Consider the following 23,794-nt stretch of genomic DNA (forward strand, 5'->3'; position numbering starts at 1 on the left):
CGCCGACCACTACGGGTGCGTCCCGAACCGCTCCAGCGCCTCCGCGAGCTCGCGCCATCCTGCGCTCCGGTCGCCCCGACGCCGGCGCGCAGCCTCGGCCTCCTCCTCCAAACGTGAGGTGGTCTCGTGGGCGGGAGCGCCGTCGTCGGCCAGGTGGATCTCCGTCCCGATCTCGCTCCCCGGCCCGCCGGGCGCACCCGCCGCGACGAGCTCCTCACGGAGCCCGGCGACCTCGTAGGCGAAGCGGAGCAGGTTGTCGTCGGTCATCGAGGCGCCCACGACGAGGAGGTGCTTGGTCATCATGAGTGGGTGGCTGACGCACACGTCTCGCTGCGGGTCGAATATGTTCGTAAGACGGATGAGCGTCAGACGCTCGGGTGCTGTCCGAAGCGTTCGAAGCGTGAGGCGAGGAACTCGGGATCTGGGCGTTCGCCGCGTCGTCGCGGAACGGTGATCTGGCGTCCGTGCATCTCCTGAAGGCCATGTTTGAGCATGGGGCCGTCGATCTCTTCGAGGAGATCGACGGCAATGCGGACTTCGTAGTCCGGCGTGACGCCGAGCATGTTGTGGTCGTACGCGGCGTGGTGGATCTTGCACAGAGCGAGACCGTTGCTCACAGTGGGAAGGCCACGTTCGTCGCTGTCCGGGATGATGTGAGCGGCATCGAGGAGTGCGCCGTGCTTGAGATTGCAGACGGCGCACTGGGTCTCGTAGGCGACGAGCACGCGCGTGCGGAATGCCGGCTGGTGCAGTCGCTGTTTCGCAAGCCGAAGTGCATACGCACGTTGGGGTGCCGTCAAGTGGCCCGGATCGGGGATGAACTTGAATGCCTCATCGAGGGCGATGAGGAACTGGCGATTCTCGGGCTCGTCGTCGACGACGTAGACCGGGGCAACGGGCGTGTAGATGTTCGGGACTTCCTTGCGGAAGAGGATCATCGGCATGCCAGTCTCCATCGCGTGTCGGAGCTTTCGGTTGTCTCCCGTCCATGGATCGCCAGCGCGATAGGCATAGTGGAGCAGCCCATCGTCGGACTCGGCATCGTCGTACGGGCCGTCTGCGACGCTCACGATCGACAGCGTTGAAGAGAAGGTCCTTGGGTTGCGGATCCCGCGTGAATAGTCGATGACGGGGAGCTTGCCGCCGTCGATGTGGAAGTCGAGCAGCTCGTCACGATGAAGGAAGCCACCGTTCATGTCTGCTCGCTGGTGGACCCACTGGATGATTCGCGCTCGGAGGGCGGCTTCGACGGCTGAGTCCATGGCGGAAGCTCATCAGCCCCGCGACGCACTTTCAAGCTTCAGAAGGGTGAAGTATGGGCGGAACGTCCAGATCATCGGTGACCACGATGCATGGGCGGTGCGAGTCGGAGGCTGACCCGCGAACGGGAGGCACCGCCGGACCGCACCGGCGCACTACGTAGTTCCCACACTCTTCCGGGCAACCCGTTGACCACCCGCCCGCGGCGCGAGCATTCTCCACGCATGACCACACCGACCGCGTGGCAACGGCGCCGCGCTCCGCTCGCGACTCGCCGCGCTCCACTCACCGCGCTCACCACGCCCACCACCAACACGGCCGCCCACCGCATGCGCCCCCTCGCCGCAGCCGTCACCGCGGCGGCTCTCGCCCTCCTCGCGGTCGCCACCACCTCACCCGAACCGGCGGCCGCCGCCGAGACCGTCTCCGTCTCGACCGCGGCCCAGCTCAAGTCCGCCCTCGCGGCGGCCACCCCGGGCCAGACCATCCACCTCGCCGACGGCGTCTACACGGGCAACTTCAAGGTCACGGGGCGCCCGGCCTCGGCATCGGCCCCGATCACCCTCGAAGGCTCCCCGAACGCCGTCCTGCGCACCTCGAGCGGCGGCGGCAACGTCCTCCAGCTCACCGACGCCGACCACTGGACGGTCCGCGGCATCACGGTCCAGAACGCCCAGAAGGGCATCATGGTCGACTCGTCCGACCACGTCACGATCGACGGCGTCACGGTCCACGACCTCACCATGGAGGGCGTGCACTTCCGCACGTCGAGCAGCTACGGCGTCCTGAAGAACTCGCGCATCTTCGACACCGGGCAGGACGGGCGCGGCATGGGCGAGGGCGTCTACGTCGGTTCCGCCAACACCTACAGCGACACGTCCGACCACGTCCAGATCCTCGACAACACCATCGGCCCGCTGGTCCGCGGCGAGAACGTCGACATCAAGGAGGGCACGCGCGGCGGCCGCATCGCGGGCAACAGGTTCTACGGCGACGGCCTGACGGGCGCCAACTACGACGACTCGTGGGTCGACATCAAGGGCAACGGCTACGTCGTCGAGGACAACGTCGGCATCGGGACCACCAGGTCCGGCTTCCAGACGCACCAGCAGTCGCCCGGCTGGGGCTGTGGCACGACGTTCCGGAACAACTCCTCGGACCTGAGCGGCGCCGTCGGGCCCGGGCGGTACGCGATCGAGGTGACCGTGTACGACGCGGCGACCTGTCCGGTGACGGTGACGAGCGACAACACGGTCGTCGGGGGAGACGGCCTGGTCAACCCGGGCATCCCCGTCTCGCCGCTGGGCGGCGGCCCGGGTCCGGAACCGAGCCCGACGCCGGAGCCCACCCCGAGCCCGACGCCCTCACCCTCGCCGAGTCCCACCACGCCCGCGTGCACCGCTCCGGCCTGGAGCGCGAGCGCCGTCTACACGGGCGGAGCCACGGTCTCGCACGCCGGCAGCACCTACACGGCCCGCTGGTGGACCCAGGGCGAGACGCCCGGGACGTCGCAGTGGGGAGCGTGGGCGGTGGTCGGGACCTGCTGATCGGCTTCCAGCATCTGGTGGTTTTCACCCGGACGTCCCACGTGCTGCTAGATCAGCAGCATCAGCAGTAGAGTGCAGGCATGGTCTCGATCACGATCCGCGACGTCCCGCAGGAGGTGCGCGACGAGCTCGCCTCGCGTGCGGCCGCCTCAGGGCGATCGCTGCAGGAGTACCTCGCCCAGGCCCTCGACGACCTGGCAGCCAAGCCGTCGCTCGAGGGCGTCCTCGTCGACATCCGTCGCAACGCCCGGGGCTTCCCGTCGCTCGAGATGGACTCGTTGACCGCGGACCTCGCCGCCGACCGCCGGTGAGGCACCACCGTCAGGGCGGTCTCGTCGTCCCGGATGCGTCGGCGGTCGTCGTACTGCTCATCGACCCGTCGACGCGGGGCGATACGGTTGCCCAGCTGCTCCGTGGCGCCACGTTGTTCGCTCCGTCGCTCCTTCCGTACGAGGTCGCGAACGTGCTGCGCCGTCGTCGCGCAGCAGGACTGCTGTCGGACGGCGAGGCGCGCATCGCCTTCGACGCTCTGCGTCGCCTGCCCGTCGAGCTCTGGCCCTTCGAGGTGCTGGCCGCCCGAGCCTGGGAGCTCGGCCCCAACCTGAGCACGTACGACGCCGCCTACGTCGCGCTCGCGGAACATCTCGACGCCACCCTCGTCACGACGGATGCGCGGCTCGCGCGCGCGCCCGGCCCCCGCTGCGAGCTCGTCGCGTAGGACGGGCCATCGGCCCCTGTGGACAACCCTGGCTCCGCCCCTCGACGCCGCCACGATGGTCCCGGTCGATGCAGCGCGCAGCCAGGCACGATGCGGCCGAGCAGGGGGGAGTCGGCATGGGCAGGGGCGTCACATGGCTGTGGGGCGTCGCGGGCGCGGTCCTCACGGGACTGGTCGTCGCAGGCGCTTGCACGGTCCTGGTGTCGTGGATCGTGGGTGTGGGGCGCGGTGACGAGGACCTCGCGTATCACGGGGCGGTCAACGCGATGGCGCTCGCGGTCTACCTGCCGTGGTTCTTCACGCACTACTGGGTGCGACCGACCCTCCTCTGTCTGCTGCTGCCGTTCGTCGGTGTGCTGCTCGCTCCGTACCTCCTCGTGCTCCTGTTGTTGTTCACGATGGAGACGCACGGGATCACGGAGCACCTGCGGACGATTGCGTTCGGCACCATGGTCGCCGCCACGATCGCCGGACCGGTGTGGTTCGTCGCACGGTGCCGCCGCCGGTGGGCACGCATGGTCGCGCTGGCCGCGACGGTCCAGGGCGGTCGGGTCGTCGAGGTCGTCGAGTCCGTCCACCACGGGCAGTGCACCGCGGTCCGCCTCGTCGACGTCCGGACCGGTGAGCGGGAGCAGACGCCTCTGTGGGGGCACTTCAGCCGAGGCGACGTGTGCGTGGTCGACGGCTCGCTCGCCGTCCTGGATCACACCGCCGCGATCGTCCGGGGGTTCGGCGCGCCACGCGTCCGGATCCGCCCGACGACGCACGGCATCACCGCACCCTCGTGACCTCGACCCGCCTCAGCAGCTCCTCGAGCACGCCCTCGCTCACCACGGGGATCCCGTACCGCCGCGCGGTCCGGGCCTTCCCGGACAGCGAGTCCGGGTCGGCCGCGATCACGACGCGCGTGCGCTTGGTGACGTTCGGCCAGGGTGCCAGCCCGGCCGTGCGCGCCTCGCGCTCCCACTCGTCGCGGGGCCGCGTCATGGCCCCGGTCAGCACGATCTCGTCGCCCCGAGCCAGCGCGAACCGCGGCCGCGCCGCCACGGTCGCGACGGCCCCACCCAGCGCGGCGCCCCGGGCAGCCCGACCCAGCGCGTCGGCCTCACCAACCCCGTCGTCCCCACCCGTCCCGACGGCGCCGCTCGCCTCCGAGCGCGGGTGCGCTCCGGCGTCGGGCAGGGTGGCGAGCACCGGACCGGACGCTGCCCGCTCGACCGCTGCCGCGACGTCGTCGGCGTCCATGCCGAGCTGGCCGGCGACCTCGTGGAGGTCTGCGACCTCGGCGTCCGAGAGCATGCCGTCCTCGAGCGCGACCCGCGCGAGCGCGTCGAGGTACCCGCGGTGCAGCGACTCGACCTGCGCACGGCCGAGCCCGGCCTCCTCGGCGGCGGTGAGGAGCGCGCCGCGCTCGGTGAAGGACACGTACCGGTCGAGCAGGGCCAGGTCGAGGAGCGCGAGGTAGTCGTCGGCCTCGACGGGGAAGGGCACACGGTCGAGGCGGTCGGACAGGCCCGAGAGCCAGTGGCCCGTGGGGCGGCTCGCGCCACGCAGCACGGGGGAGAAGCCGTCGGGGACCGCGAGGCCGGGCCACGAGTGCGTGGCCGACGCCTCGTGGGCCTGGGCCCAGAGCGGGTCGGCGTCGTCGAGCCCCAGGTAGTGCTCGAGGAGACCCGCGGTGGCGCGGGCGTCGCCGAGAGCCGAGTGGGCGCCGTCGTGCACCACGCCCGCGAGCTCGCAGCAGATCGCGAGACCGCGCGGCGCGGACGGCAGGAAGGTCCCTGCCAGGCGCATGGTGCACAGGCACGCGAGCGGGTCGATCCCCACGGGCAGGCCCACGCGCCCGAACTCGGCGCGCAGGAAGCGCGTGTCGAAGCTCGCGTTGTGGGCGACGATCACGCGCCCCTCGAGGAGCCGCGCGAGGTGCGGCGCGACGACCGCGAACGTGGGCGCGAGGCTCACGTCGGCCGCGCTGATGCCGTGCACGTGCTGCGGGCCCAGGTCGCGCTCGGGGTTGACGAGCGTGCACCACTCGTCCTGGACGCGGCCGGCGGTGTCGGTGAGGACGACGGCGACCTCGGCGATGCGGTCGTGCTGGCGGGGCGAGAACCCAGTGGTCTCGAGGTCGATCACGGCGAATCCGGGCACGGGGACCAGGGTGCCAGGTGGGGCGCGAGACGACGAAGTCGTCCACAGGGTTCGTGGGTGCGGAGGGCGTTCGACGCGCGAGTCCGTCGAATCGTTTCTAACCTGGACAGGCATACCAACTCAGGGGAGATCTGCTGTGCGTACTGCTGCCATCACGGCCAGCGTCCTGGTGTCCGTCGGACTGCTCGCGGGGTGCAAGGGAGGCACGGGCTCGGGTCCCGCGTCACCCTCGCCGACCGCGACCGACCCGTCGCCGACCGACCCGTCCACCGAGCCCACGAGCCCGCCGCCGGTCGACCCGACCGACGGGCCGTCGCCCGAACCGACCGACACGGCCACGACGGCACCGTCCGAGTCTCCGGACCCCGGTGACGTCTCGATCGAGGTGTACATCCCGGAGCGCACGGCCCCGCCGTCGAGCGACTGAGCCCCGGAGCAGCACGACGCACGACGGGCCGGACCTCGTCTCCGAGGCCCGGCCCGTCGCTCCGTCGAGCACGCCCCCCACGGGCGCGCTCCGCGCTCCTACCCCTGTGCCGGGGGCAGGAGCGGCGCTACTCCACGCCGCCCTCCGCCTGGCGGGCGCGGTGGCGGCGGGCCGCGACGACGAGCCCGACGCCGACCAGCAGCGCGAGGAACGCCGCGCCGGCCGCGAGGCCGACGGTCGCACCGGTCGAGGCGAGCGAGCCCGAGCCCGTGCCTCCGGTCGACCAGGGGTCCGACCCGCCGTCGGAGTCGACGAGCGTCGCGTCGTCGGTGGGCTCACCGGTGCCCGGCCCGTCGGTTCCAGGACCGCCCGTCCCCGGCTCGTCCGTGGGAGGGTCGGTCGGCTCGACGGCCACGGCCGTCACGGTGATCGGCGCCGTCCCGAGGTCCGTGACCTCGGTCGCCTGGGTCGCGGCGTCGACGAGCGTGGCCCGCTCTGCGGTCACGGCACCGTCCCCCGCGCCCACGGCCACGAAGTCGAGGGTCGCGAGCGTCAGGTCTCCCTCGGCGGCCGGCGAGGTGCCGAGCTTGGTCTGCATGAGCACGACCGAGGACCCGTCGGGACCGAGCGCCGCCTCGTGGAACCCGGAGATGTCGGTGGTCCCGCTGCCGTCGACGTACTCGAGCACCTCGGGGTCGAAGCCCACAGTGAGCTCGTACGCGAACAGGTCGCTGACCCCGGTGGCGGCCACGGTCACCGAGACGGTGTCACCAACCTCGACCGCGGGGGCCGAGGCCGTGACCGTGTACGAGCCGACGGTCGTCGCGGCGCTCGCCGCTCCGGCGCCGCCGAGGAGCGTCGCCCCCGCGAGCGTCAGCGTCGCCGCACCGGCGACGACCCGCCGCGCGGCGACCCGCTGTGCGACGAGCCGCCGTGCCACGACCCGCCGCGCGGCGAGCCGTCCTGCAGCACCCCGCTGCGGTGCCCGTGATCCAACGGCTCGGTCCATGGTGGTCGTCCTCTCGAACAGTGAAGCAGGTGTCGTGATCCGCACGGCTCAGCCCTCCAGCTCGGGGAACAGCGCGGGTGCGTGGCGGTTGAGCGAGCCCTGCTCGTACCCGTAGGCCAGGCCGAGCAGCGTCCCCTCGTCGTAAGCACGGCCGATGAACTCGAGGCCGATCGGTGCGCCGTCGCTCGTCGAGCCGTCGAGAGCGGCCGACGCGAAGCCCATGGGCACGGTCACGGCGGGCAGGGCCGAGAACGGGCTGAGGCGGTTGTTGGAGCCGCTCGAGTAGCCGGTCGGCCCCGAGGTCGACGGGTAGATGATCGCGTCGACGTCGTGCGCGTCCATGGTTCCCTCGATGGCCCGGCGGCCGAACGCGATCTCGCCGTCGTGCTGGGTCCTCCAGGCGTCGTACGTCTCCTGGGTCACGAGCGAGCGGGTGCGCAGCGTGCCCGCCAGCGCGGGGAGGTAGTCGCCGCCCGACGCCACGATGTCCTGGAGCGACCGGTACGGCACGGCCGGGGCGGCGAACTTCGTCAGGTACGCGTTGAGGTCGTGGCCGAACTCGTTGGTGCTGCCCGAGGACCACGTCTGGATCGTCGCCATGTCCGTGATGGCCAGCGGCACGACCTCGGCCCCGTGGGCCTCGAGGTCGGCGACGGCGTCGGCGAACAGGCGCTGGGCGGTCGCGTTGGTGCCGATCGTCGTCGGGTCGTAGCCGATGCGGGCGCCGTCGAGGCTGTCGGCGTCGAGGAACGAGGTGTAGGAGGCGGGCCGACGGGAGTCGGTCAGCGCGGTCGCGGCGTCCTCGGGGTCGGAGCCCGCGACGGCGTCGAGCGCGATGGCCGCGTCGGTCACGGTGCGGGTCATGGGGCCGCCCGTGTCCTGGGACAGCGCGAGCGGGACGATCCCGTCACGGCTCGTGAGCCCCACGGTCGAGCGCACGCCCACGAGCGCGTTCCACGACGACGGGATGCGGATCGAGCCGCCCGTGTCGGTGCCGAGCCCGATCACCGCGAAGTTGGCGGCGATCGACGCCCCGGACCCGCCGCTCGACCCGCCCGACGTCTTGCCGGGCGCGTACGGGTTGGTCGTGGTGCCGCCCAGCGAGCTGTCGGTCGTGGTGTTGACCGCGAACTCGTAGAGGTTGGCCTTGGCGAGGATCACGGCACCGTCGGCCCGCAGGTTCTCGATCATCTGGGCGTCCGACGACGTCTGGTTGGCCTGGAGGCACGTGCACCCGGCCGTGGTCGGCATGTCGACGGTGTTGTAGTTGTCCTTCGCGATCACGGGGATGCCGTGCAGCATGCTGCGCGGGCCGCCCGCGGCGCGTTCCTTGTCGAGCTCGGCCGCGATCTCGAGCGCGTGCGGGTTGACCGTGATGATCGAGTTGATCTGGTCGTCGTACGCCTCGATCCGGTCGAGGTACATCTGCGTGAGCTCGACCGCGGTCAGCTCGCCCGAGGCCATGGCCTTCTGGATGTCCACCGTGCTCGCCTCGAGCAGCGTGAAGGCGCCGTCGTCGTAGAGCATGCGCTGGGACAGGGCCGCGACGTCGGTCACGTCGATCGTGCCGCTGCCGTCGAGGTCGGCGGCCGCGACGTCGGACCAGCCGGCGTCGGTGCTCGTGGTCCCGACCGCAGCGACGAGCAGCGACAGGTCGTCGGTGTCGACCGCGCCGTCGCCCGTCAGGTCGGCCTCGGTGTAGAAGGGCGCGCCGAACGCGAGCCCCGGTGAGGTCGGGTCAGAGGGAGCGCCGACGGCGGTGGTCGCGGTCAGTCCCACGGTGATCGGTGCGACGAGCGCGACCAGGGCGACGGGAGCGGCGGCGAGGAGGCGCCGTCGTCGTGCGTGCGTGTTCACGGAGTTGTCCCTTCCGAGTGCGCCGAGGGCAGGGCGAAGCACGCCGACGGCGGCGGTTGATCTGGGGAGGGCGCGCACCCCCGTGCGCCCACAGCGAGGCTGCCACCCGCGTGTTTCGGCGTGGTGTCGCGGCAGTTTCGACCGCTGCGCGGTCACTCAGAACCGTGTCTCGTCTACTGCCCGACCGTGGTCGGCGTCCTACGAGTAGAGGCTCGCGCGGAAGCCGGGGTAGGGATCCACGGTCTCGGCAGCGGACCTGCGGACGGCGACCACGGCGTCGAGTGCAGGCCCGGCGACGTAGTGTCGACCCTTGGTGCTACCGACGGCGCGCAACAGCGCGACGTCGGTCAGCAGCTTGAGGTCGCGGCTCGCCGTGCGCTCGTCGATCTGGGCTTGACGCACGTACGGCCCTCGCCGGACCCGCATGCCGAGTGCCGCCGAGTAGAGGACGTCGAGCGATCGATCCGGGAGCCGCTGGCTCGCCCCGAGATCGTCGAGCATGCTCCAGACTCTCGAGGCGCGCGATACGCGGTCGAGGACGGCCTGTGCCTGGAGATGGTGCGCGCGCAACGAGAACGTCACCCAGGTGGAGGCATCGTGGCCCGGGCTCCAGGTGCCGTCACTGGATCGCGCCAGGACACGGTAGTAGTCCTCGGTGTTCGCCCCGAGCCATTCCTCGATGCTCGACAGCTCGGGAGTACTCAGGCCTGCTCGGGTCAGTACCAGCGTCTGCAGAGCGCGAGCCATGCGGCCGTTGCCGTCGCGGAAGGGATGGATCATGACCAGGTTGAGATGCGCCATCGCACCGCTGACGAACGGATCGAGGTCCGGATGGTCGGCGGTCCATCTCATGAGCTCGTCGACGAGTTCTGCAACGAGGTCGGCGTCAGGCCCGGCGTAGAGGTGACGGCCGGTCGCCTCGTCCGAGACAAAGATCTCCCCGCGGCGGTACTGACCGGGGCTCTTGTCGAGAGCGTGGGACAAGAGCATGTAGTGCATGGAACGGAGGATCGATGCGTCGAGCGTGAAGTTCTCGTCGCCGGCGGTCGCCAGGATGAACCCGAGCGCCTGGCGATAGCCCGCGATCTCGCGGAACGTCTGGACGTCAGCGCTGATCGGTTCGTCGCCCTCGATCGCGGCGTCGGCGTCGTCGAGGGCGACGTTGTACCCCTCGATGCTGTTCGACCCTTGGATCGCCCGCGCGACGGCCGTCTTACGAAGCCTCCCTACCCACCGTCGGGGCGTGCGGATCTGATCGGCGAGTGCACTACGCATCGTCGAGAGCTCGCCGAGGACGCGCTCGTCGTCGGCAGTCAGCACGGGGAGGGTGTAGAGCATGGCCCAATGTCCTTAATCTAGAGACACACAGTCTCACGCAACGTGCTGTGTCGCAAGAATTGAGACATCAGGACAGGGGGGCAACCAGCTCAGCCCTGCGCGCGCGCCGCCCGACGGCGTCGCCTCGCCTCCTCGGCGCGACCCTCCGCGGCCTCGAGGTCGGCGTCCACGCCGGCCAGCTCTTCCTCGGCCGCGGCGAGCGCCGCGCGGGCCTCGTCGAGCGCGAGGTGCGCGTCGTCGCGCTCGGCGGTCAGCCGGGCGATCTGCTCGTCCAGTGCGGCCAGGCGCGCATCCAGGGGCCCGACGGCGTCGCTCGCCTCACGCACGGCGTCGGCGGCCTGGTCGCGGCGACCTTCGAGCCGGTCGATGTCCGCGGCAGCCTCCGCCACCTCGCGCTCGGCTGACTCGAGGGCGGTGTCCGATCCCGGGTGCTCGCCGTCGGACGGCTCGTCGGCGGGCGCCTCGACCCGAGGCTCCCCGGCGCGTCCCGGCGGCTCCGCAGCCGCAGGACGCCGCGCACCGGACCCCCTCCGTGCCTCGCGCTCGGCGCTCAACGACACGACGTCGGCCGTCTCACCGCTCTCGTCGACGATCCCGAACCCGACGTACTGGAGCGCCTGCGTGAGCCGCCCGGCTCGGACGAGCGCCCCGGCGTCGCGGTCCATGACCGCTGCGGTGAGGGTCTCGCCGAGCCGGCGCGCCGCCTCGCCCGACACCGACCTGCCGCCCACGCCCGCCGACGACACCTCGGCGACCAGGGCGTCGACCTGGCGTCGGCGCTCGCGGTCGAGCTCGGTGAGCCGCGCGCGGTCACGGGCCTCGGTCGCAGCGCGCAGCTCGTCGCCGAGCGCCACGAGGTCGTCGATCGCCTGCCCGTGCGCGCGGGCGACCTGGTTGACGACCCACGCCGCGACGGTCGGCTTGGCCAGCCCGCGCAGCCGGGCCGCGCCCACGGAGTCGCCCGCCGCGGTGGCCTGCTTGGCAGCGACGTTCCGGGCCGCGACGAACTCGTCGAGAGGCAGCGCGAACAGGTGGTCGACCGCCTGCTCGCCGCTCGCCGCGGGGTCCTCGCTCATCGGTCCAGCGTCGCACCGTTCCTCAGGCCGTGCCGAGCATGCGGTTGTCGTCCAGGATCGGGCCGGATCGGACGACAACCGCATGCTCGTGGAACGACAACCGCATGCTCGGCACCTCCGATAGTCTCCGGAGTCGAGCGCACCGGGCACACGGCCCGGGAGCGCGGATCGCCGCCGACCCAGGGGAGCCCGTGGACAAGGACCTATCGCTCGGCTCGACCGCGGCCTCGGCACCGGACGTCGCAGCCGACCCGGCCCCCACCGACACCGACGCCTCGCCAGACCCAGCCGCCGCCGACGCCGCACCCGACCACCCGACCGGTGCTTCGCCGTCGGGCATCGAGGACACCCCCGCGAAGCCCGGGCTCGACGACCTGGTCGCGGGCTGGGTGGGCCGCGCCCTGGACGTCTATCCGCGCCCCGGCCTGCCGCTCACCGCGCACTGGGACGCCTCGGCAGCGGGCCTCGTGCGCCAGGTCCCGTACGTTCCGCGCTTCGCGACCAAGCCCCTCGAGCTGCTCGACCGGTTCGGGGCCGTGCACGTCGGCCCGCGGGAGGTCGGGTTCGACGGCGACGCGGTCGACTGGGACCGTGTGATCGAGCTGCGCACGCACCCCGCCTGGTCGAGCCTGTCGGCCGACGCGCTCGAGGCGAACTTCGCGCAGTACCTGAGCGTGATCCCGCGCCTGCCGGGGCGCGGCTGGGTCCTGGGCAAGGTCTCGGAGCTGCTCGTGTCGCTGTACCTGGCGGTCGTGCCCCTGCCCGACGACGTCGCTCGCCTCCTCGAGGTCGGCGACACCTCGGACGACGACACCGAGGAGGGGCCCGAGGAGGTCGCGGAACGCGACCTGTTCACCCGGCGGACCGTGACGGAGATCGTCTACAAGCGCCGCTTCGGCGAGGGCGAGCGGCAGGCGTGCACGACGTCGGTCCTGCTGCAGCTCGCGTTCCCCGAGTCGACCGACGCCATGCTGGCGCTCGCGGCCGAGCGGGGGGTACGGGTCATGCACGTCCCGGTCGACGAGGGCGAGATGGGCGCGACGATCAAGCGGGCCGCGTCGTGGCGGTCGGCCGCGCTGGGGCTGCGGGAACGCTTCGCCCGCGCAGAGGGCCCGACGGCGTAGGTCGCCCGGGCGGCGATCGTCGACGGGGCGACGGGGCGCCGGGGCGACGGGGCGACGGGGCGACGCGGCGGTCCGTGCCGTCACGCGGCCCGGTTCCCCCGCGCGGTCTACGCTCCGAGGGGACCGCGTGGTGGGCGAGGGCCGGCCGCACGGCGAGGGCGCGCCAGGACGAGCGCCGGCGGCACGACACGAGGCGAGGCAGCACATGGCACGCAGGACCATCGTCATCACCGGGGCGAGCGACGGGATCGGCGCGGCCGCAGCCCGGCAGCTCGCGGCGGACGGGCACCGGGTCGTGGTCGTCGGGCGCTCGCCCGAGAAGACCGCCGCGGTGGCCGGGGAGGTCGGGGCCGACTTCTTCGTGGCCGACTTCGCACGCCTGGCCGAGGTGCGGGCGCTCGCCGCCGACCTGCGCGAGCGCTACGAGAGGATCGACGTCCTCGCGAACAACGCGGGCGGCATCATGGCCGACCGCCAGGTCTCCGAGGACGGCCACGAGCTGACGTTCCAGGTGAACTACCTGGCGCCGTTCCTCCTCACCACGCTGCTGCTCGACCGCTTGGAGGAGAGCCACGCGAGCGTCATCAGCACGAGCAGTGCCGCGCACCGCCTGTTCAGCGACTTCCACCTCGACGACCTCGAGGCCGAGCGGTCGTACGCACCCAACGCCGCGTACGGGAACGCCAAGCTCGCGGTCAACCTGTTCACGCGCGAGCTCGACCGCCGGTACCGCGCGTCGGGGATCTCGGCCGCGGCCTTCCACCCGGGCGTGGTCGCGACGAACTTCGCGGCCACGTCGACGAGCGGCATGCGGGTCATGTACCAGACCGTGCTGAGCCGCTTCCTCACGTCGTCTGCCAAGGGGGCCGACACCCTGGTCTGGCTCGCGACGACGACCCCGGGCGTCGACTGGGAGCCGGGGAACTACTACGTCAAGCGCAAGATCGCGGCGACCCACCCGCTCGTGGGCGACGCGCGGCTCGCGGCCGAGCTCTGGGACCGGAGCGTGGCGATGGTGGCCGGGGCCGACGAGCCGGGGACGGCGGCCTGACGGAGGCGGCCTCTGGGCTCTGGACCTCGGCGGATCGGGCCTCGCCCCTTTGGTGCCGACCATGCGGTTGTCGTCGGTTTCGTCCGCGTAATGAACGCCCACCGCATGCTCGAGTGGCGCCGACCGCATGCTCGTGAGCGCCGCGCGTCCCCGGACAGCACGACGGGCCCGGTGCTCTCGCAACCGGGCCCGTCGATCTCACCGCGCCGCAGGCCGAAGGGGGGTGACCTGCGACGGGGAGGCTGGGAGGACCGTCAGGACGCCGAGGTCGTGACCTCGATGCGCTGCGGCATCGTGCCGGCGTAGACGCCGGCGACGGTGACGGTCAGGACGCCTGCTTCGTACCGGGCGCTGATCGCGTCCGCGCTGGTGGCCTGGGGGAGCGTCACGACGCGGTGGAACGCGCCGTAGCGGACCTCGCGGACACGGCGGCCCTCGGTCTCCTCGGCCCGCTCGTCCTTGCGCTCGCCGCGCACGACGAGCTTGCGGCCCTCGACCTCGACCGTGACGTCCTGCGCGGGGTCGATACCCGGCAGGTCGAAGCGGGCGACGAGGTCGTCGCCGTCCTGGAAGACGTCGGCGTGTGCCGGGACGCCCGCCACGGGACGGGCGGTGAGCAGGTCGCGCAGGGCGCGGTCGAAGGCGGGGGCGGGGGTGGTCAGGGTGGTCGTCATGGTGACTCCTTCAGTCGTGATGGAACCTCTGACGGGTACAACTTGAGTCACCCACGCTCAATTCCAGAACCGCGTTCGCCCTGGACGAACGACAGTGTCGGACTGCCGAACCGGACGCCGGCCGGGCAGCAGCCGGCAACTGCCAGCGGCCGCCCGGCCGACCTTCGGCTCGAACCCTGGTCCTTGCCGGCTCAGGCCTGGGGCGCTCCGAGGACCGCGACCAGGAAGTCGCCGCCCTCGGTGAACGGCCGCAGGTCCCACGTCGACAGCGTGAGCTGGACCTCGAGCCCGGCCTCGGCGGCGTCGGCGAAGAACGCGTCGAACGCGTAGCCACGCCCCGCGCCGAACCCGACGACGGCCCGCCCGCCCGGTGCCAGGTGGGCCCGGAAACGGCGCAGCACCTCGACCTCGGTCCCCGGCGCGAGGAACGTCACGACGTTCCCGGCGCACACGATCAGGTCGAACGGTTCGTCGACCCCCATCGTGGGCAGGTCGAGCTCGGCGATGTCCGCGACGAGCCACGTCGAGCCGGGATGGTCGGTCTCGGCGGCCTCGATGAGGACGGGATCGACGTCGACCCCCACGACCGTGTGCCCGCGCGCCGCGAGCTCGGCGCCCACGCGACCCGGCCCGCAGCCGGCGTCGAGGATCCGGGCCCCGCGCGGGAGCATGGCGTCGACGAGCCGCGCCTCGCCCGCGAGGTCCGCGCCCTGCGCAGCCATCGCGCGGAAACGCTCGACGTACCAGGTCGAGTGCGCGGGATTCATGGCGGTCTTCTGCTCCCAGCGCGTGGGGTTGGCCTTGCTCACCGGTGCTCCTCGGGGTCGGACGGGGTGTGATGGGTCGGACGGGCCGTGCGGGTGGAGAGGTCGGGCGGGTCTGGCGGGTTCGGTCGGGTCGGCGGGGCGTCCCGGGGGCTGTGGCAAGGGCCGATGGATCAGCTGACCGGCCGACCTGGCGCCCGGCTGACCAGGCGCCCGGTTGACCTGGCGCGAGCCTCGACCGTACCTCTGCGGCGACCGCTGTCGGCAGCGGTCCAGGTCCGGGGCGACGGGGTCTCAGCGGCCGGGACCGACGGCGCCGGCCGGACAGGAACGACCCGCTGCCCACGCCGCCCGGCCCCGCTGCCGCCTCTCTGGACCGACGACCCGCCGACCACGAGGTTCCGTGCGGTCGAGCACGAGGTTGAGAGCGGAATCCGCTCCATAGCGACCGCAACCTCGTTCTCGGCACGCACCACCCGGCACCACCGAGCCCCCGCACCGACCAGGAAAGGAACCCCTACGGCTCCACGTCGTCGTGCAGCACCACGCGCGACAGCTCGATCCGGTCCCCGCGCTTCCAGTAGTGCAGCCGACGGGCCGACGCACGCTTGCTCTGGAGCGAGGCCCGCCAGCACGTCGCGCCGTCCTCGCGCACGACCGCGGGGCTGCTGCCGCCCTCGTTGACGCGCAGCGGGTGCAGCTCGCGGCCTGCGATGTGCTCGGCGTCCCCGGTCAGGACCTCGACCACGACGTCGACGACCTTGGCCCGCGAGACGCCTTCGATCGTCGCGAGCGACGGCAGGAACCTGTCCCCGAGCGCGTACGGCGCGAGCGGCTTGCTCGCCTTCTCGGCGGCCGGGACGCGCCGGACCCATGCGAGCTGGACCTCGAACCGGAACTGCTCGACAGGGTCGAGGAAGACCGCGCCGTCGTCGGGGGCCGGGCCGCCGTGGCTCGCGGCCTTCTCGGCCTTCTTGAGCTGCTGGCGGCTGAGGTCGGCCTTGCGGTACCGGGTGCGGAAGTTCTCGGCCCGGGTCAGGGCCTCGGCCAGGTCCCGGTCGAGCTCGGCCGCACGCAACCGCAGCCCGCCGAGCTCGACCGCGGTCGCCTGCGCGGCCGCGCGCAGCAGCCCGACCTCGGCGGTCGCCGCGGCGAGGTCCGCCTCGAGCGTGCGGGCGCGGGTGCGGCTCGCCTCGAGCGCGAGGCTCATGTCGCGCAGCGCTCCCCGGGAGGGCGCAGCGGGGGCGTCGCGTCGCGGCGCGTTGGCGATCAGGTCCAGCGGGGTCCGACGGCGCAGCCCGCCCTCGGCGCTCGGCCCCGGCTCGGCGGTGCCCGGCTCGGCATCGGTGAGCACCTCGGCGGGCGCCTCCGTGAGCATCTCCGTGGGCGGCCCCTCGACCGATCCCGCCTCGGGGGGCAGCTCGGGCAGGCGCAGCGGCGGCAGCACGGGCAGCGACCGAGGCGGGGCCGGGCGGCTGAGGTCGGGGAGCACGAGCCACGGCGGGCCGCCGTCGAGCAGGCTCGGGGCGAGCACCGGGGCGTCGTCGCTGTCGGAGTCGTCGTCGACGTCGTCCAACCGCAGCCGCCACGGCGCGGTCGACACGACGCGCGCGAGCACGACCTCACCCACGGTGAAGAGGTCGGTCAGCTCGTCGGCGGGGTTCCCGGTCACGTCGTCGCGCGGCACGACGACCTCGAGCCCGGGGACGAGCCGCAGGTGCACGGTCGCGGGGGCGACCGCGGTCACGTCGGCGAGCACCACCTGCCCGACGGCGTACCCGCCCAGGTGCGTGTCCTCGCCCGGGGGCGTGGCGCCGTCGGGCACGAGGAGCGCACCGCGCACGTCCAGCCGGCGGCTCTCCCGGTCCAGCGTCCCCGCGACCCGCTGCCCGACGACCAGCAGCCGCGCGAGCGAGACCCCCGGGACGGTGAGCTCCTCGGCGATGCTCGCGAGCGAGTCGTCGTCGAGGGTCACGAACGCCCGCGGCCCGAGGATGGACCGGACCGTGCCCTCGACGCGGGGCGCGTCGGGGTCGTGCGACGTCCCGAGCAGTCCCGCGCTGAGGGCCGCGGTCAGGGTGTCGTGCGTGAGGTGGTCGTGCAGGCGCCGTGCGTCGGCGTCCGAGTAGGCGAAGCGCAGCTTGCTGCGCCGCGGCAGGCCGACCCACTCGTGGTCGACCGGGTAGACGCGCGCGGCCCCGCCGTAGACCTGGGTCGAGGGGGGCATCACGGCCGAGAACGCCCACGAGGCGTCGCCCGTGGGCAGGACGACGACCTCGGCCAGCCCCGAGACCTCCTCGAGCAGGCCGTCGAGGTCCACGTAGGGGGCGTCGTGCCCTGCGGCGACCGAGATCGCGACCACGGGCCAGGGACGGCCCGGGGTCAGGAGGTGCGCGGCGAGGACCCGTGCGCCCTCGACGTCGGTGACCCAGCGCGCGCCGGACGGCGGCCTGCGGGGAGCCCCGCGGCGTGGGGCCGGAGCGTCGCCCGCGGGGCCGTCCGGAGCGCTCCCGGGCGCCGGGGAAGAGCCCGCCCTGGCCCGTTCCTTCGTCCTGTTGCGTCTGACCACGTGCTCACCTCCTCGTATGCCGTGGGGCACACCGTAACGGCTGGCGCCCACGTCGGGGCGCAGGTGCTGGGGTGTGGGGGCGACGGGAGCGGACGAGGCGCGCAGGGAGGGATCGGCAGGGCGACTGCTAGCGGCCGAACACCTCCAGGACGGGTGTGGCGCCGTCGACGAACCGGATGAACTGACCCACGGTCGAGGGGGACCGCAGGACCTGCGCGGCCACCAGCGCGACGTTGCCGCGCGACGTCTCGCCGTTCTCGGCGTCGACGTCGATCGTGCCGGTCGCCGCGTGGTTCGTCAGGGTGCCGGGGCCCAGGATCGTCCAGTCGAGGTCGGTGCCGCGCAGGTGGTCGTCGGCCGCGAGCTTGGCGTCGGCGTACGGGAAGAAGCTGTTGTCCTTCGCGATGCCGTGGTCCGGCACCGAGCCGATCCACGACACCATGACGTAGCGCGAGACCCCTGCGGCGGCGGCCGCGTCCATCGAACGGATCGCGGCGTCCCGATCGATCGCGTAGGTCCGTTCGGGCTCCCCGCCGCCGGCGCCCGCGGACCACACGACCGCGTCGTGCCCGCGCAGGGCCTCGGTCATCTCCTCGGTCGAGGCCTGCTCGATGTCGAGCAGGACCGGCGTGCCGCCGAGCTCCTCGACGAGCGGGAGCTGCGACTCGAGGCGCACGATCCCGCTCACGGCGTTGTCGTGATCCGTGAGGATCGGGACGAGCAGGCGGCCCACCTTGCCGTGGGCTCCGATCAGGGCGACGTTCATGGTTCTCCTCGGTTCATCGGGTGCGGTGCTCCCTCCACGGTGCACCGAGGAGGCGCGGGCCGCCTGCTGGGGGATCGGGCGGGCTACTCCTCGACGACCGCCACGGTCACGTCGATGTTGCCTCGCGTCGCGTTCGAGTACGGGCAGACCTGGTGCGCTGCCTCGACGAGCTCCTGGGCGACGGCGCGCTCGACGCCGGGCAGGCTCGCCTCGAGGTGCACCGCGAGCGTGTAGCCGCCGGCGTCGAGCGGCCCGATCGAGACGCTCGCACCGATCGCCGAGTCCGCGACCGAGACCTTGCGCTGGCGCGCGACGCCCAGCAGGGCCGAGTGGAAGCAGGCCGCGTAGCCCGCGGCGAAGAGCTGCTCGGGGTTGGACCCGTCGCCGCTGCCACCCATCTCCTTGGGCACGGCGACGTCGAGGTCGACCCGCCCGTCGGTCGAGCGGACGTGGCCGTTGCGGCCCTCTCCGGTGGCGAGTGCTTCGGCGGTGTAGAGAACCTTCATCGTGCTACCTCCAGGGTCGGCTGACGGACGAACCCCTCGAACGTATGTCGCTCCGGGCAACTGTGCGTGGTCGGTTCGCCCAGGGCGCAGCGACGTCCGACCGGAGGCCCGTCCCCAGGTACCGTGGAACGTCGCCGTCTCGGCGTCCTTCCTCGACCACGGAACGACCGCACCCCCATGACCAACGCACCTTCGCCGTCGGGCACCCCTGACGGCTCGTCCTCCTCCCTGCCCGACGGCGCCACGCCCCCTCCCGCGTCCCTCGCCCCCGAGGGCGAGCGGCTGGCGCACGGCCTGCGCACCCGGCACCTGACGATGATGGGCCTCGGTTCGGCGATCGGAGCAGGGCTGTTCCTCGGCAGCGGCGTCGGGATCGCGACGGCCGGACCGGCCGTCCTCGTCTCGTACGCGGTCGCGGGCCTGCTCGTGATCCTCGTGATGCGGATGCTCGCGGAGATGGCCGCGGCCGTGCCGTCGAGCGGGTCGTTCTCCGTCTACGCCGAGACCGCGCTGGGCCGCTGGGCGGGCTTCACGCTCGGCTGGCTGTACTGGTTCACGCTCATCATGGTGCTCGGCGCGGAGATCACGGGGGCCTCGCAGATCGTCTCGGGGTGGGTCCCGGGCGTGCCGCAGTGGGTCGTCGCGCTCGTGTTCGTCGCGGTGTTCGCGGTCGTGAACCTGTGGGGCGTCAAGCACTTCGGCGAGTTCGAGTTCTGGTTCGCGTTCATCAAGATCGCGGCGATCGTCGCGTTCCTGGTGATCGGCGTCCTGCTCGTGCTGGGCTGGCTGCCGGGCACCGACCCGGTGGGCACGACCAACATCTTCGGCGACCCCGCCTCGCTCGCGGGCTTCGCACCCCACGGGCTGCCGGGCATCGCGGCCGGGCTGCTGGTCGTGGTGTTCGCGTTCGGCGGGATCGAGATCGTGACGATCGCGGCGGCCGAGGCGCGCGACCCGCAGAAGGCGATCGTGACCGCGACCCGCTCGATCGTGTGGCGCATCCTGTTCTTCTACGTCGGCGCGGTCGCGATCATGGCGCTCGTGCTGCCGTGGGACGCGCCCGAGCTGCTGAGCGGCCCGTTCGTCGCGGTGCTCGACCTCGCGGGGCTGCCGAGCGCGGCGCGGCTCATGGAGGCCGTGGTCGTCGTGGCCCTGCTGTCGGCGTTCAACGCCAACGTCTACGGCACGTCGCGCATGGCGTTCTCGCTCGCGGGCCGCGGAGACGGCCACCCGGCGCTGACCAAGGTCTCGCCGACCGGCGTCCCGTGGGTCGCGGTGCTGCTCTCGGTGTTCTTCGGGCTCGTGTCCGTGGGGCTCAACTGGCTGCTGCCGGGCGAGGTCCTGGGCATCCTGCTCAACGCGGTGGGCTCGGCGCTGCTCGTCGTCTGGGTCTTCATCGCGGTGTCCCAGCTCCGGCTGCGACGTCGCCTCGAGGCCGCTGCGGGCGGCGCGGACAGGATGACGCTGCGCATGTGGGCGTACCCGTGGCTCACGTGGGCGACCCTGGCCGGGCTCGCGGGGCTGATCGTGCTCATGCTGTTCGACGACGCCGCGCGTGTCCAGCTCGTGTCGACCGTGGTGCTCGTGGGCGTGATCGTCGCGGTGTACGGGGTGCGGTCGTGGCTCCGGAAGCGGACCGAGCGGGCCTCCGTCGGGTCCTGACCCGTTGACACCCACCCCCTCGTGGGTGTGCGCTGGAATCTCGCGCCAGGGAGCACCGGGAGTCTCGGGGAGAACCCATGTCTCGCATCGCCGGCTGGATCACGCACCGCTACGCCAAGTGGGTCGTCATCGCCTTCTGGGCGGTCGTCCTGGCCCTGACCGCGCCGCTGGCCGGCAAGCTCACGGGCGCGCAGGACAACGACGCCAAGTCCTGGCTCCCGGCCGACGCCGAGTCGACCCAGGTGCTCGACGTCGCGAGCAGCTTCACCTCGCCCAACACGATCCCGGCCGTCCTGGTCTACGTGCGCGAGTCGGGCCTGACCCCCGAGGACCTCGCGGCGGTCTCCCAGGACGTCGCGACCTTCGGTGAGCTCGACACGTTGGACGGGGACGTCGTCGGGCCGATCCCGTCCGAGGACGGGCAGGCCGCCCAGGTGGTCGTCCCCCTCGACCTGGGCAGCGAGGGCTGGAACCTCGCGGCCGACGCGGTCGCGGACCTGCGCGCGACCGCCGAGGACGGCGCGAACGGCATGGACGTCTACGTGACCGGTCCGGCGGGCGCGGCCGCGGACTCGTCCGTGGCGTTCGAGGGCATCGACTCGACGCTGCTCTACGCGGCCGCCGGGGTCGTGATCGTGATCCTGCTGCTGACCTACCGCAGCCCCACGCTGTGGCTCCTGCCCGTGGTCTCCGCAGGCGTCGCGCTGACAGTGTCGCAGGCCGTGATCTACGTGCTGGCGGACACGACGGGCCTGACCGTGAACGCCCAGAGCGCGGGCATCCTCACGGTCCTGGTCTTCGGGGCGGGGACGGACTACGCCCTGCTGCTCGTCGCGCGCTACCGGGAAGAGCTCCGTCGCCACGAGGACCGGCACGAGGCCATGGCGCTCGCGCTGCACCGCGCGGGCCCGGCGATCGTCGCGAGCGGTGCGACGGTCGCGATCGGCATGCTGTGCCTGCTGTTCGCGCAGATGAGCTCGACGGCCGGGCTGGGGCCCGTCGCGGCGGTCGGGATCGTGGTCGCGCTGCTGGTCATGCTGACGCTGCTGCCTGCGCTGCTGGTCGCGACGGGCCGGTGGGTGTTCTGGCCGCGCGTGCCGCACCTGGGTGACGACGAGCCCACCGAGCACGGCGTCTGGGCGCGGCTCGGGACACGCATCTCCCACCGGCCCCGGCGCGTGTGGGTCGTGACGTCGATCGTCCTGGCCGTGCTGGGACTGGGCATCACGCAGCTCGATGCCAACGGGCTGTCGAGCGCCGAGTCGTTCCGGGGCGAGCAGCCCTCGATCGTGGGCGAGCAGGTCCTCTCCGAGCACTTCCCGGCCGGCTCGGGCTCGCCCGTGGTCGTCGTCGCGGACGACTCGTCGCCCGACGCGGTGGCCGCGGTGCACGACGCGTTCGCGAGCACCGAGGGGATCGACGCGTCGACCGTGACCGAGCCCGTGTCCGCGGGCGGCTACGCGTACATGGAGGGCACGCTCACGTCCGAGCCGGACTCGCAGGCGGCCTACGACACGGTCGACCGGGTCCGGGACGCGGTCCATGCGGTCCCGGACGCCGACGCCCTGGTGGGCGGGGCGAGCGCGATCACGCTCGACGTCCAGCGCGCCTCGGCCGCGGACAACCAGCTCATCATCCCGATCATCCTGCTGACGGTCCTGGTGATCCTCGCGCTGCTCCTGCGCGCGATCACGGCGCCGCTCATCCTCGTCGCGACGGTCGTGCTGTCGTTCACCGCGGCCCTGGGCGTGAGCGCGCTCGTGTTCACGTACGTGTTCGGGTTCGAGGGCGCCGACACCTCGCTCCCGCTGTTCGTGTTCGTGTTCCTCGTCGCGCTCGGGATCGACTACAACATCTTCCTCATGACCCGGGTGCGCGAGGAGTCGCTGCGCGTCGGGACGCGGCGCGGCGCGCTGATCGGGCTGGCCGCGACGGGCGCGGTCATCACGTCGGCCGGGCTGGTGCTCGCGGGGACGTTCGCGGTGCTGGGCACGCTGCCCGTGGTCGCGTTCGCGGAGATCGGGTTCGCGGTCGCGTTCGGCGTCCTGCTCGACACGCTCGTGGTCCGCTCGGTGCTCGTCACGGCGCTGAACCTCGACGTGGGGCGGCACATGTGGTGGCCGAGCGCCCTGGGCCGCAAGGAGGACGTGCCGGTCGAGGAAGCGCCCGCGCTCCCGTCGGGCGCGCCGGTCCGCGAGTAGCGGCCCGCCCGGAAGACCCACGCCCGACGGCGGAGCGCACCTCCCGGGGGCGCGGCGCCGTCGGGCAGGTCGCGTCAGACCACGTCCTCCCGCTGCAGCAGGCGCAGCGTGATCCAGCCGATCAGGACCGGGATCCAGCACGAGATCAGACGGTAGAGCAGGACCGCCGGCAGGGCGATCGCGGACGCGATCCCGAAGCTCACGAGCCCGCCCGTGAGCGCGGCCTCGACCACGCCCACGCCGCCCGGCGTCGGGGCCGCCGACGCGAGCGTCTGCCCGACCATGGTCGAGAAGGCCGCGGCGATCGGGTCGTTGCCGCCGCCGAGCGCGAGGAGGCAGGCCCACAGGGTCGCGGCCGAGGACAGCGTGGTGCCCATCGCACCCAGGATCGAGAGGCCGAGCCGCCGCGGGTCCTTCGCGAGCCCGCCGAGCTGACGGAACGCGGGCAGCACGTCGTCGCGGGCGTACGTGCGGACCGCGTGCCGGAACCGCGGCACCACGAGCACCGTGACGACCGTGACGACGACCGCGACGACCGCCGCGAGCAGCGCCCACCTGGCCCAGCTCGGCATGTGGTGGTCGATGCTGCGCCCCGCGACGAGCGCCAGGATGCTCAGGAGCACCAGGTGCGTGAGGACCTGCACGATGCTCTGGAGCGCGACCGTGCCGGTCGCGAGCGCGGTGCTCATGCCCGACTTCGACAGGTAGCGGACGTTGAGCGCGAGCGACCCGACGCTCGCCGGGGTCGCGGTGCCCGCGAACGCGTTCGCGAGCTGGACCCGGGTGGTCCGCAGGAACGGCAGGTGCATCGGGGAGCACGCGGCGAGCGAGGCCGCGGCCGCGAAGAAACCCGTCGCGGCGAAGAGCACGGCCAGGATCGCCCAGGCGGGCTGCGCGTCGCGCAGCGCCTTGCCCATGCGGGGGATCTCGCTGATCTCCGGGATGACCACGTAGGTGAGCCCACCGATGAGCACGAACCACACGAGCACGCGCAGGGCGTGGCTCCGGGGCGACCGGACCACCTTCGGGGCACTGTCCCCGGGCGCCTGCGGCGACGTGGGCGCCGCGGCCTGGGGCTCGGGGGCGGGGTCCTGCGA

The 23,794-nt window shown here is 72.7% G+C and carries 22 protein-coding genes; 9 read left to right on the plus strand and 13 right to left on the minus strand.

Annotated elements, in window-relative coordinates; translation table 11 throughout:
• Window positions 1–9: 9 nt before the first annotated feature.
• On the minus strand, window positions 10–303 hold the full coding sequence (locus OERS_RS13750) for a hypothetical protein (RefSeq protein ID WP_068626264.1): 294 nt from the start codon (window positions 301–303) through the stop codon (window positions 10–12).
• A 62-nt stretch (window positions 304–365) separates the two neighbouring features.
• Entirely contained in the window at window positions 366–1,262 is an 897-nt protein-coding gene (locus OERS_RS13755; protein ID WP_068626266.1) for an HNH endonuclease, read from the minus strand.
• 222 nt (window positions 1,263–1,484) lie between these two features.
• Between OERS_RS13755 and OERS_RS22270 the strand changes: the two genes are divergently transcribed.
• The 4 genes from OERS_RS22270 to OERS_RS13775 all read left to right on the plus strand — a co-directional run bounded on the left by OERS_RS22270 (window position 1,485) and on the right by OERS_RS13775 (window position 4,313).
• A complete protein-coding gene (locus tag OERS_RS22270; RefSeq protein ID WP_068626268.1) occupies window positions 1,485–2,807 on the plus strand; it encodes a carbohydrate-binding protein in 1,323 nt (440 codons plus the stop codon).
• An 80-nt stretch (window positions 2,808–2,887) separates the two neighbouring features.
• Complete coding sequence (locus OERS_RS13765; protein WP_068626270.1) at window positions 2,888–3,118, plus strand: FitA-like ribbon-helix-helix domain-containing protein; 231 nt, start codon at window positions 2,888–2,890, stop codon at window positions 3,116–3,118.
• On the plus strand, window positions 3,115–3,525 hold the full coding sequence (locus OERS_RS13770; protein ID WP_068626272.1) for a type II toxin-antitoxin system VapC family toxin: 411 nt from the start codon (window positions 3,115–3,117) through the stop codon (window positions 3,523–3,525). The genes OERS_RS13765 and OERS_RS13770 overlap by 4 nt, the downstream gene beginning before the upstream one ends.
• Window positions 3,526–3,641: 116 nt before the next feature.
• A complete protein-coding gene (locus OERS_RS13775) occupies window positions 3,642–4,313 on the plus strand; it encodes a hypothetical protein (RefSeq protein ID WP_068626274.1) in 672 nt (223 codons plus the stop codon).
• Here OERS_RS13775 and OERS_RS13780 read toward each other — a convergent pair.
• Complete coding sequence (locus OERS_RS13780) at window positions 4,297–5,673, minus strand: exonuclease domain-containing protein (RefSeq protein ID WP_068626276.1); 1,377 nt, start codon at window positions 5,671–5,673, stop codon at window positions 4,297–4,299. The two genes, OERS_RS13775 and OERS_RS13780, sit on opposite strands and share 17 nt — an antisense overlap.
• A gap of 136 nt (window positions 5,674–5,809) precedes the next feature.
• Between OERS_RS13780 and OERS_RS13785 the strand changes: the two genes are divergently transcribed.
• Complete coding sequence (locus OERS_RS13785) at window positions 5,810–6,100, plus strand: hypothetical protein (protein ID WP_056652996.1); 291 nt, start codon at window positions 5,810–5,812, stop codon at window positions 6,098–6,100.
• 127 nt (window positions 6,101–6,227) lie between these two features.
• Here the strand turns inward: OERS_RS13785 and OERS_RS13790 are convergent, their stop codons facing one another.
• The 4 genes from OERS_RS13790 to OERS_RS13805 all read right to left on the minus strand — a co-directional run bounded on the left by OERS_RS13790 (window position 6,228) and on the right by OERS_RS13805 (window position 11,380).
• Complete coding sequence (locus OERS_RS13790) at window positions 6,228–7,109, minus strand: cohesin domain-containing protein (protein ID WP_083201466.1); 882 nt, start codon at window positions 7,107–7,109, stop codon at window positions 6,228–6,230.
• 48 nt (window positions 7,110–7,157) lie between these two features.
• Window positions 7,158–8,966 (minus strand): amidase family protein, encoded by a 1,809-nt coding sequence (locus OERS_RS13795; protein WP_068626279.1) that lies wholly within the window; start codon window positions 8,964–8,966, stop codon window positions 7,158–7,160.
• A gap of 198 nt (window positions 8,967–9,164) precedes the next feature.
• The gene (locus tag OERS_RS13800) at window positions 9,165–10,304 is read right to left on the minus strand and encodes a Fic family protein (RefSeq protein WP_068626281.1); all 1,140 of its coding nucleotides are present in this window, start codon (window positions 10,302–10,304) and stop codon (window positions 9,165–9,167) included.
• Between the two features lie 89 nt (window positions 10,305–10,393).
• On the minus strand, window positions 10,394–11,380 hold the full coding sequence (locus OERS_RS13805; protein WP_068626283.1) for a hypothetical protein: 987 nt from the start codon (window positions 11,378–11,380) through the stop codon (window positions 10,394–10,396).
• A gap of 191 nt (window positions 11,381–11,571) precedes the next feature.
• On the opposite strand from OERS_RS13805, the gene OERS_RS13810 reads away from it, so the two are divergent.
• Together OERS_RS13810 and OERS_RS13815 are read left to right on the plus strand one after the other, a co-directional pair.
• On the plus strand, window positions 11,572–12,504 hold the full coding sequence (locus tag OERS_RS13810) for a hypothetical protein (protein WP_068626286.1): 933 nt from the start codon (window positions 11,572–11,574) through the stop codon (window positions 12,502–12,504).
• A gap of 205 nt (window positions 12,505–12,709) precedes the next feature.
• On the plus strand, window positions 12,710–13,555 hold the full coding sequence (locus tag OERS_RS13815) for an SDR family NAD(P)-dependent oxidoreductase (protein ID WP_068626288.1): 846 nt from the start codon (window positions 12,710–12,712) through the stop codon (window positions 13,553–13,555).
• Between the two features lie 254 nt (window positions 13,556–13,809).
• Here OERS_RS13815 and OERS_RS13820 read toward each other — a convergent pair whose 3' ends face one another.
• From OERS_RS13820 to OERS_RS13840, 5 genes are all read right to left on the minus strand, one after another.
• The gene (locus OERS_RS13820) at window positions 13,810–14,229 is read right to left on the minus strand and encodes an Hsp20/alpha crystallin family protein (protein WP_068626290.1); all 420 of its coding nucleotides are present in this window, start codon (window positions 14,227–14,229) and stop codon (window positions 13,810–13,812) included.
• Between the two features lie 191 nt (window positions 14,230–14,420).
• Window positions 14,421–14,996 carry a class I SAM-dependent methyltransferase gene (locus OERS_RS13825; RefSeq protein WP_068626301.1) on the minus strand — a complete coding sequence of 192 codons (576 nt, stop codon included), beginning with the start codon at window positions 14,994–14,996 and terminating at the stop codon, window positions 14,421–14,423.
• 514 nt (window positions 14,997–15,510) lie between these two features.
• Window positions 15,511–17,562, minus strand: a complete 2,052-nt coding sequence (locus OERS_RS13830) for a hypothetical protein (RefSeq protein ID WP_139107848.1) — start codon at window positions 17,560–17,562, stop codon at window positions 15,511–15,513.
• Window positions 17,563–17,689: 127 nt separating this feature from the next.
• Window positions 17,690–18,328: an SDR family oxidoreductase gene (locus tag OERS_RS13835; RefSeq protein ID WP_068626292.1), complete on the minus strand. Its 639-nt coding sequence runs from the start codon at window positions 18,326–18,328 to the stop codon at window positions 17,690–17,692.
• An 83-nt stretch (window positions 18,329–18,411) separates the two neighbouring features.
• Window positions 18,412–18,834, minus strand: a complete 423-nt coding sequence (locus OERS_RS13840; RefSeq protein ID WP_056652969.1) for an organic hydroperoxide resistance protein — start codon at window positions 18,832–18,834, stop codon at window positions 18,412–18,414.
• 177 nt (window positions 18,835–19,011) lie between these two features.
• Between OERS_RS13840 and OERS_RS13845 the strand changes: the two genes are divergently transcribed.
• The gene (locus OERS_RS13845) at window positions 19,012–20,496 is read left to right on the plus strand and encodes an amino acid permease (protein ID WP_083201467.1); all 1,485 of its coding nucleotides are present in this window, start codon (window positions 19,012–19,014) and stop codon (window positions 20,494–20,496) included.
• Window positions 20,497–20,573: 77 nt separating this feature from the next.
• Entirely contained in the window at window positions 20,574–22,697 is a 2,124-nt protein-coding gene (locus tag OERS_RS13850; RefSeq protein ID WP_068626294.1) for an MMPL family transporter, read from the plus strand.
• A gap of 74 nt (window positions 22,698–22,771) precedes the next feature.
• Here OERS_RS13850 and OERS_RS13855 read toward each other — a convergent pair.
• A partial coding sequence (locus tag OERS_RS13855; RefSeq protein ID WP_139107849.1) for a lysylphosphatidylglycerol synthase transmembrane domain-containing protein occupies window positions 22,772–23,794 on the minus strand: 1,023 nt, incomplete at its 5' end.

Origin of the sequence: Oerskovia enterophila (genome assembly GCF_001692445.1) — a bacterium.
Taxonomy (GTDB): domain Bacteria; phylum Actinomycetota; class Actinomycetes; order Actinomycetales; family Cellulomonadaceae; genus Oerskovia; species Oerskovia enterophila.

Excerpts from the sequence above, each read along its gene's own strand:
- OERS_RS13750 (WP_068626264.1), bottom strand. The coding sequence starts at position 303 with ATGATGACCAAGCACCTCCTCGTCGTGGGCGCCTCGATGACCGACGAC.
- OERS_RS13755 (WP_068626266.1), bottom strand. The coding sequence starts at position 1,262 with ATGGACTCAGCCGTCGAAGCCGCCCTCCGAGCGCGAATCATCCAGTGG.
- OERS_RS22270 (WP_068626268.1), top strand. The coding sequence starts at position 1,485 with ATGACCACACCGACCGCGTGGCAACGGCGCCGCGCTCCGCTCGCGACT.
- OERS_RS13765 (WP_068626270.1), top strand. The coding sequence starts at position 2,888 with ATGGTCTCGATCACGATCCGCGACGTCCCGCAGGAGGTGCGCGACGAG.
- OERS_RS13775 (WP_068626274.1), top strand. The coding sequence starts at position 3,642 with ATGGGCAGGGGCGTCACATGGCTGTGGGGCGTCGCGGGCGCGGTCCTC.
- OERS_RS13790 (WP_083201466.1), bottom strand. The coding sequence starts at position 7,109 with ATGGACCGAGCCGTTGGATCACGGGCACCGCAGCGGGGTGCTGCAGGA.
- OERS_RS13800 (WP_068626281.1), bottom strand. The coding sequence starts at position 10,304 with ATGCTCTACACCCTCCCCGTGCTGACTGCCGACGACGAGCGCGTCCTC.
- OERS_RS13805 (WP_068626283.1), bottom strand. The coding sequence starts at position 11,380 with ATGAGCGAGGACCCCGCGGCGAGCGGCGAGCAGGCGGTCGACCACCTG.
- OERS_RS13815 (WP_068626288.1), top strand. The coding sequence starts at position 12,710 with ATGGCACGCAGGACCATCGTCATCACCGGGGCGAGCGACGGGATCGGC.
- OERS_RS13820 (WP_068626290.1), bottom strand. The coding sequence starts at position 14,229 with ATGACGACCACCCTGACCACCCCCGCCCCCGCCTTCGACCGCGCCCTG.
- OERS_RS13825 (WP_068626301.1), bottom strand. The coding sequence starts at position 14,996 with ATGAATCCCGCGCACTCGACCTGGTACGTCGAGCGTTTCCGCGCGATG.
- OERS_RS13835 (WP_068626292.1), bottom strand. The coding sequence starts at position 18,328 with ATGAACGTCGCCCTGATCGGAGCCCACGGCAAGGTGGGCCGCCTGCTC.
- OERS_RS13840 (WP_056652969.1), bottom strand. The coding sequence starts at position 18,834 with ATGAAGGTTCTCTACACCGCCGAAGCACTCGCCACCGGAGAGGGCCGC.
- OERS_RS13845 (WP_083201467.1), top strand. The coding sequence starts at position 19,012 with ATGACCAACGCACCTTCGCCGTCGGGCACCCCTGACGGCTCGTCCTCC.
- OERS_RS13850 (WP_068626294.1), top strand. The coding sequence starts at position 20,574 with ATGTCTCGCATCGCCGGCTGGATCACGCACCGCTACGCCAAGTGGGTC.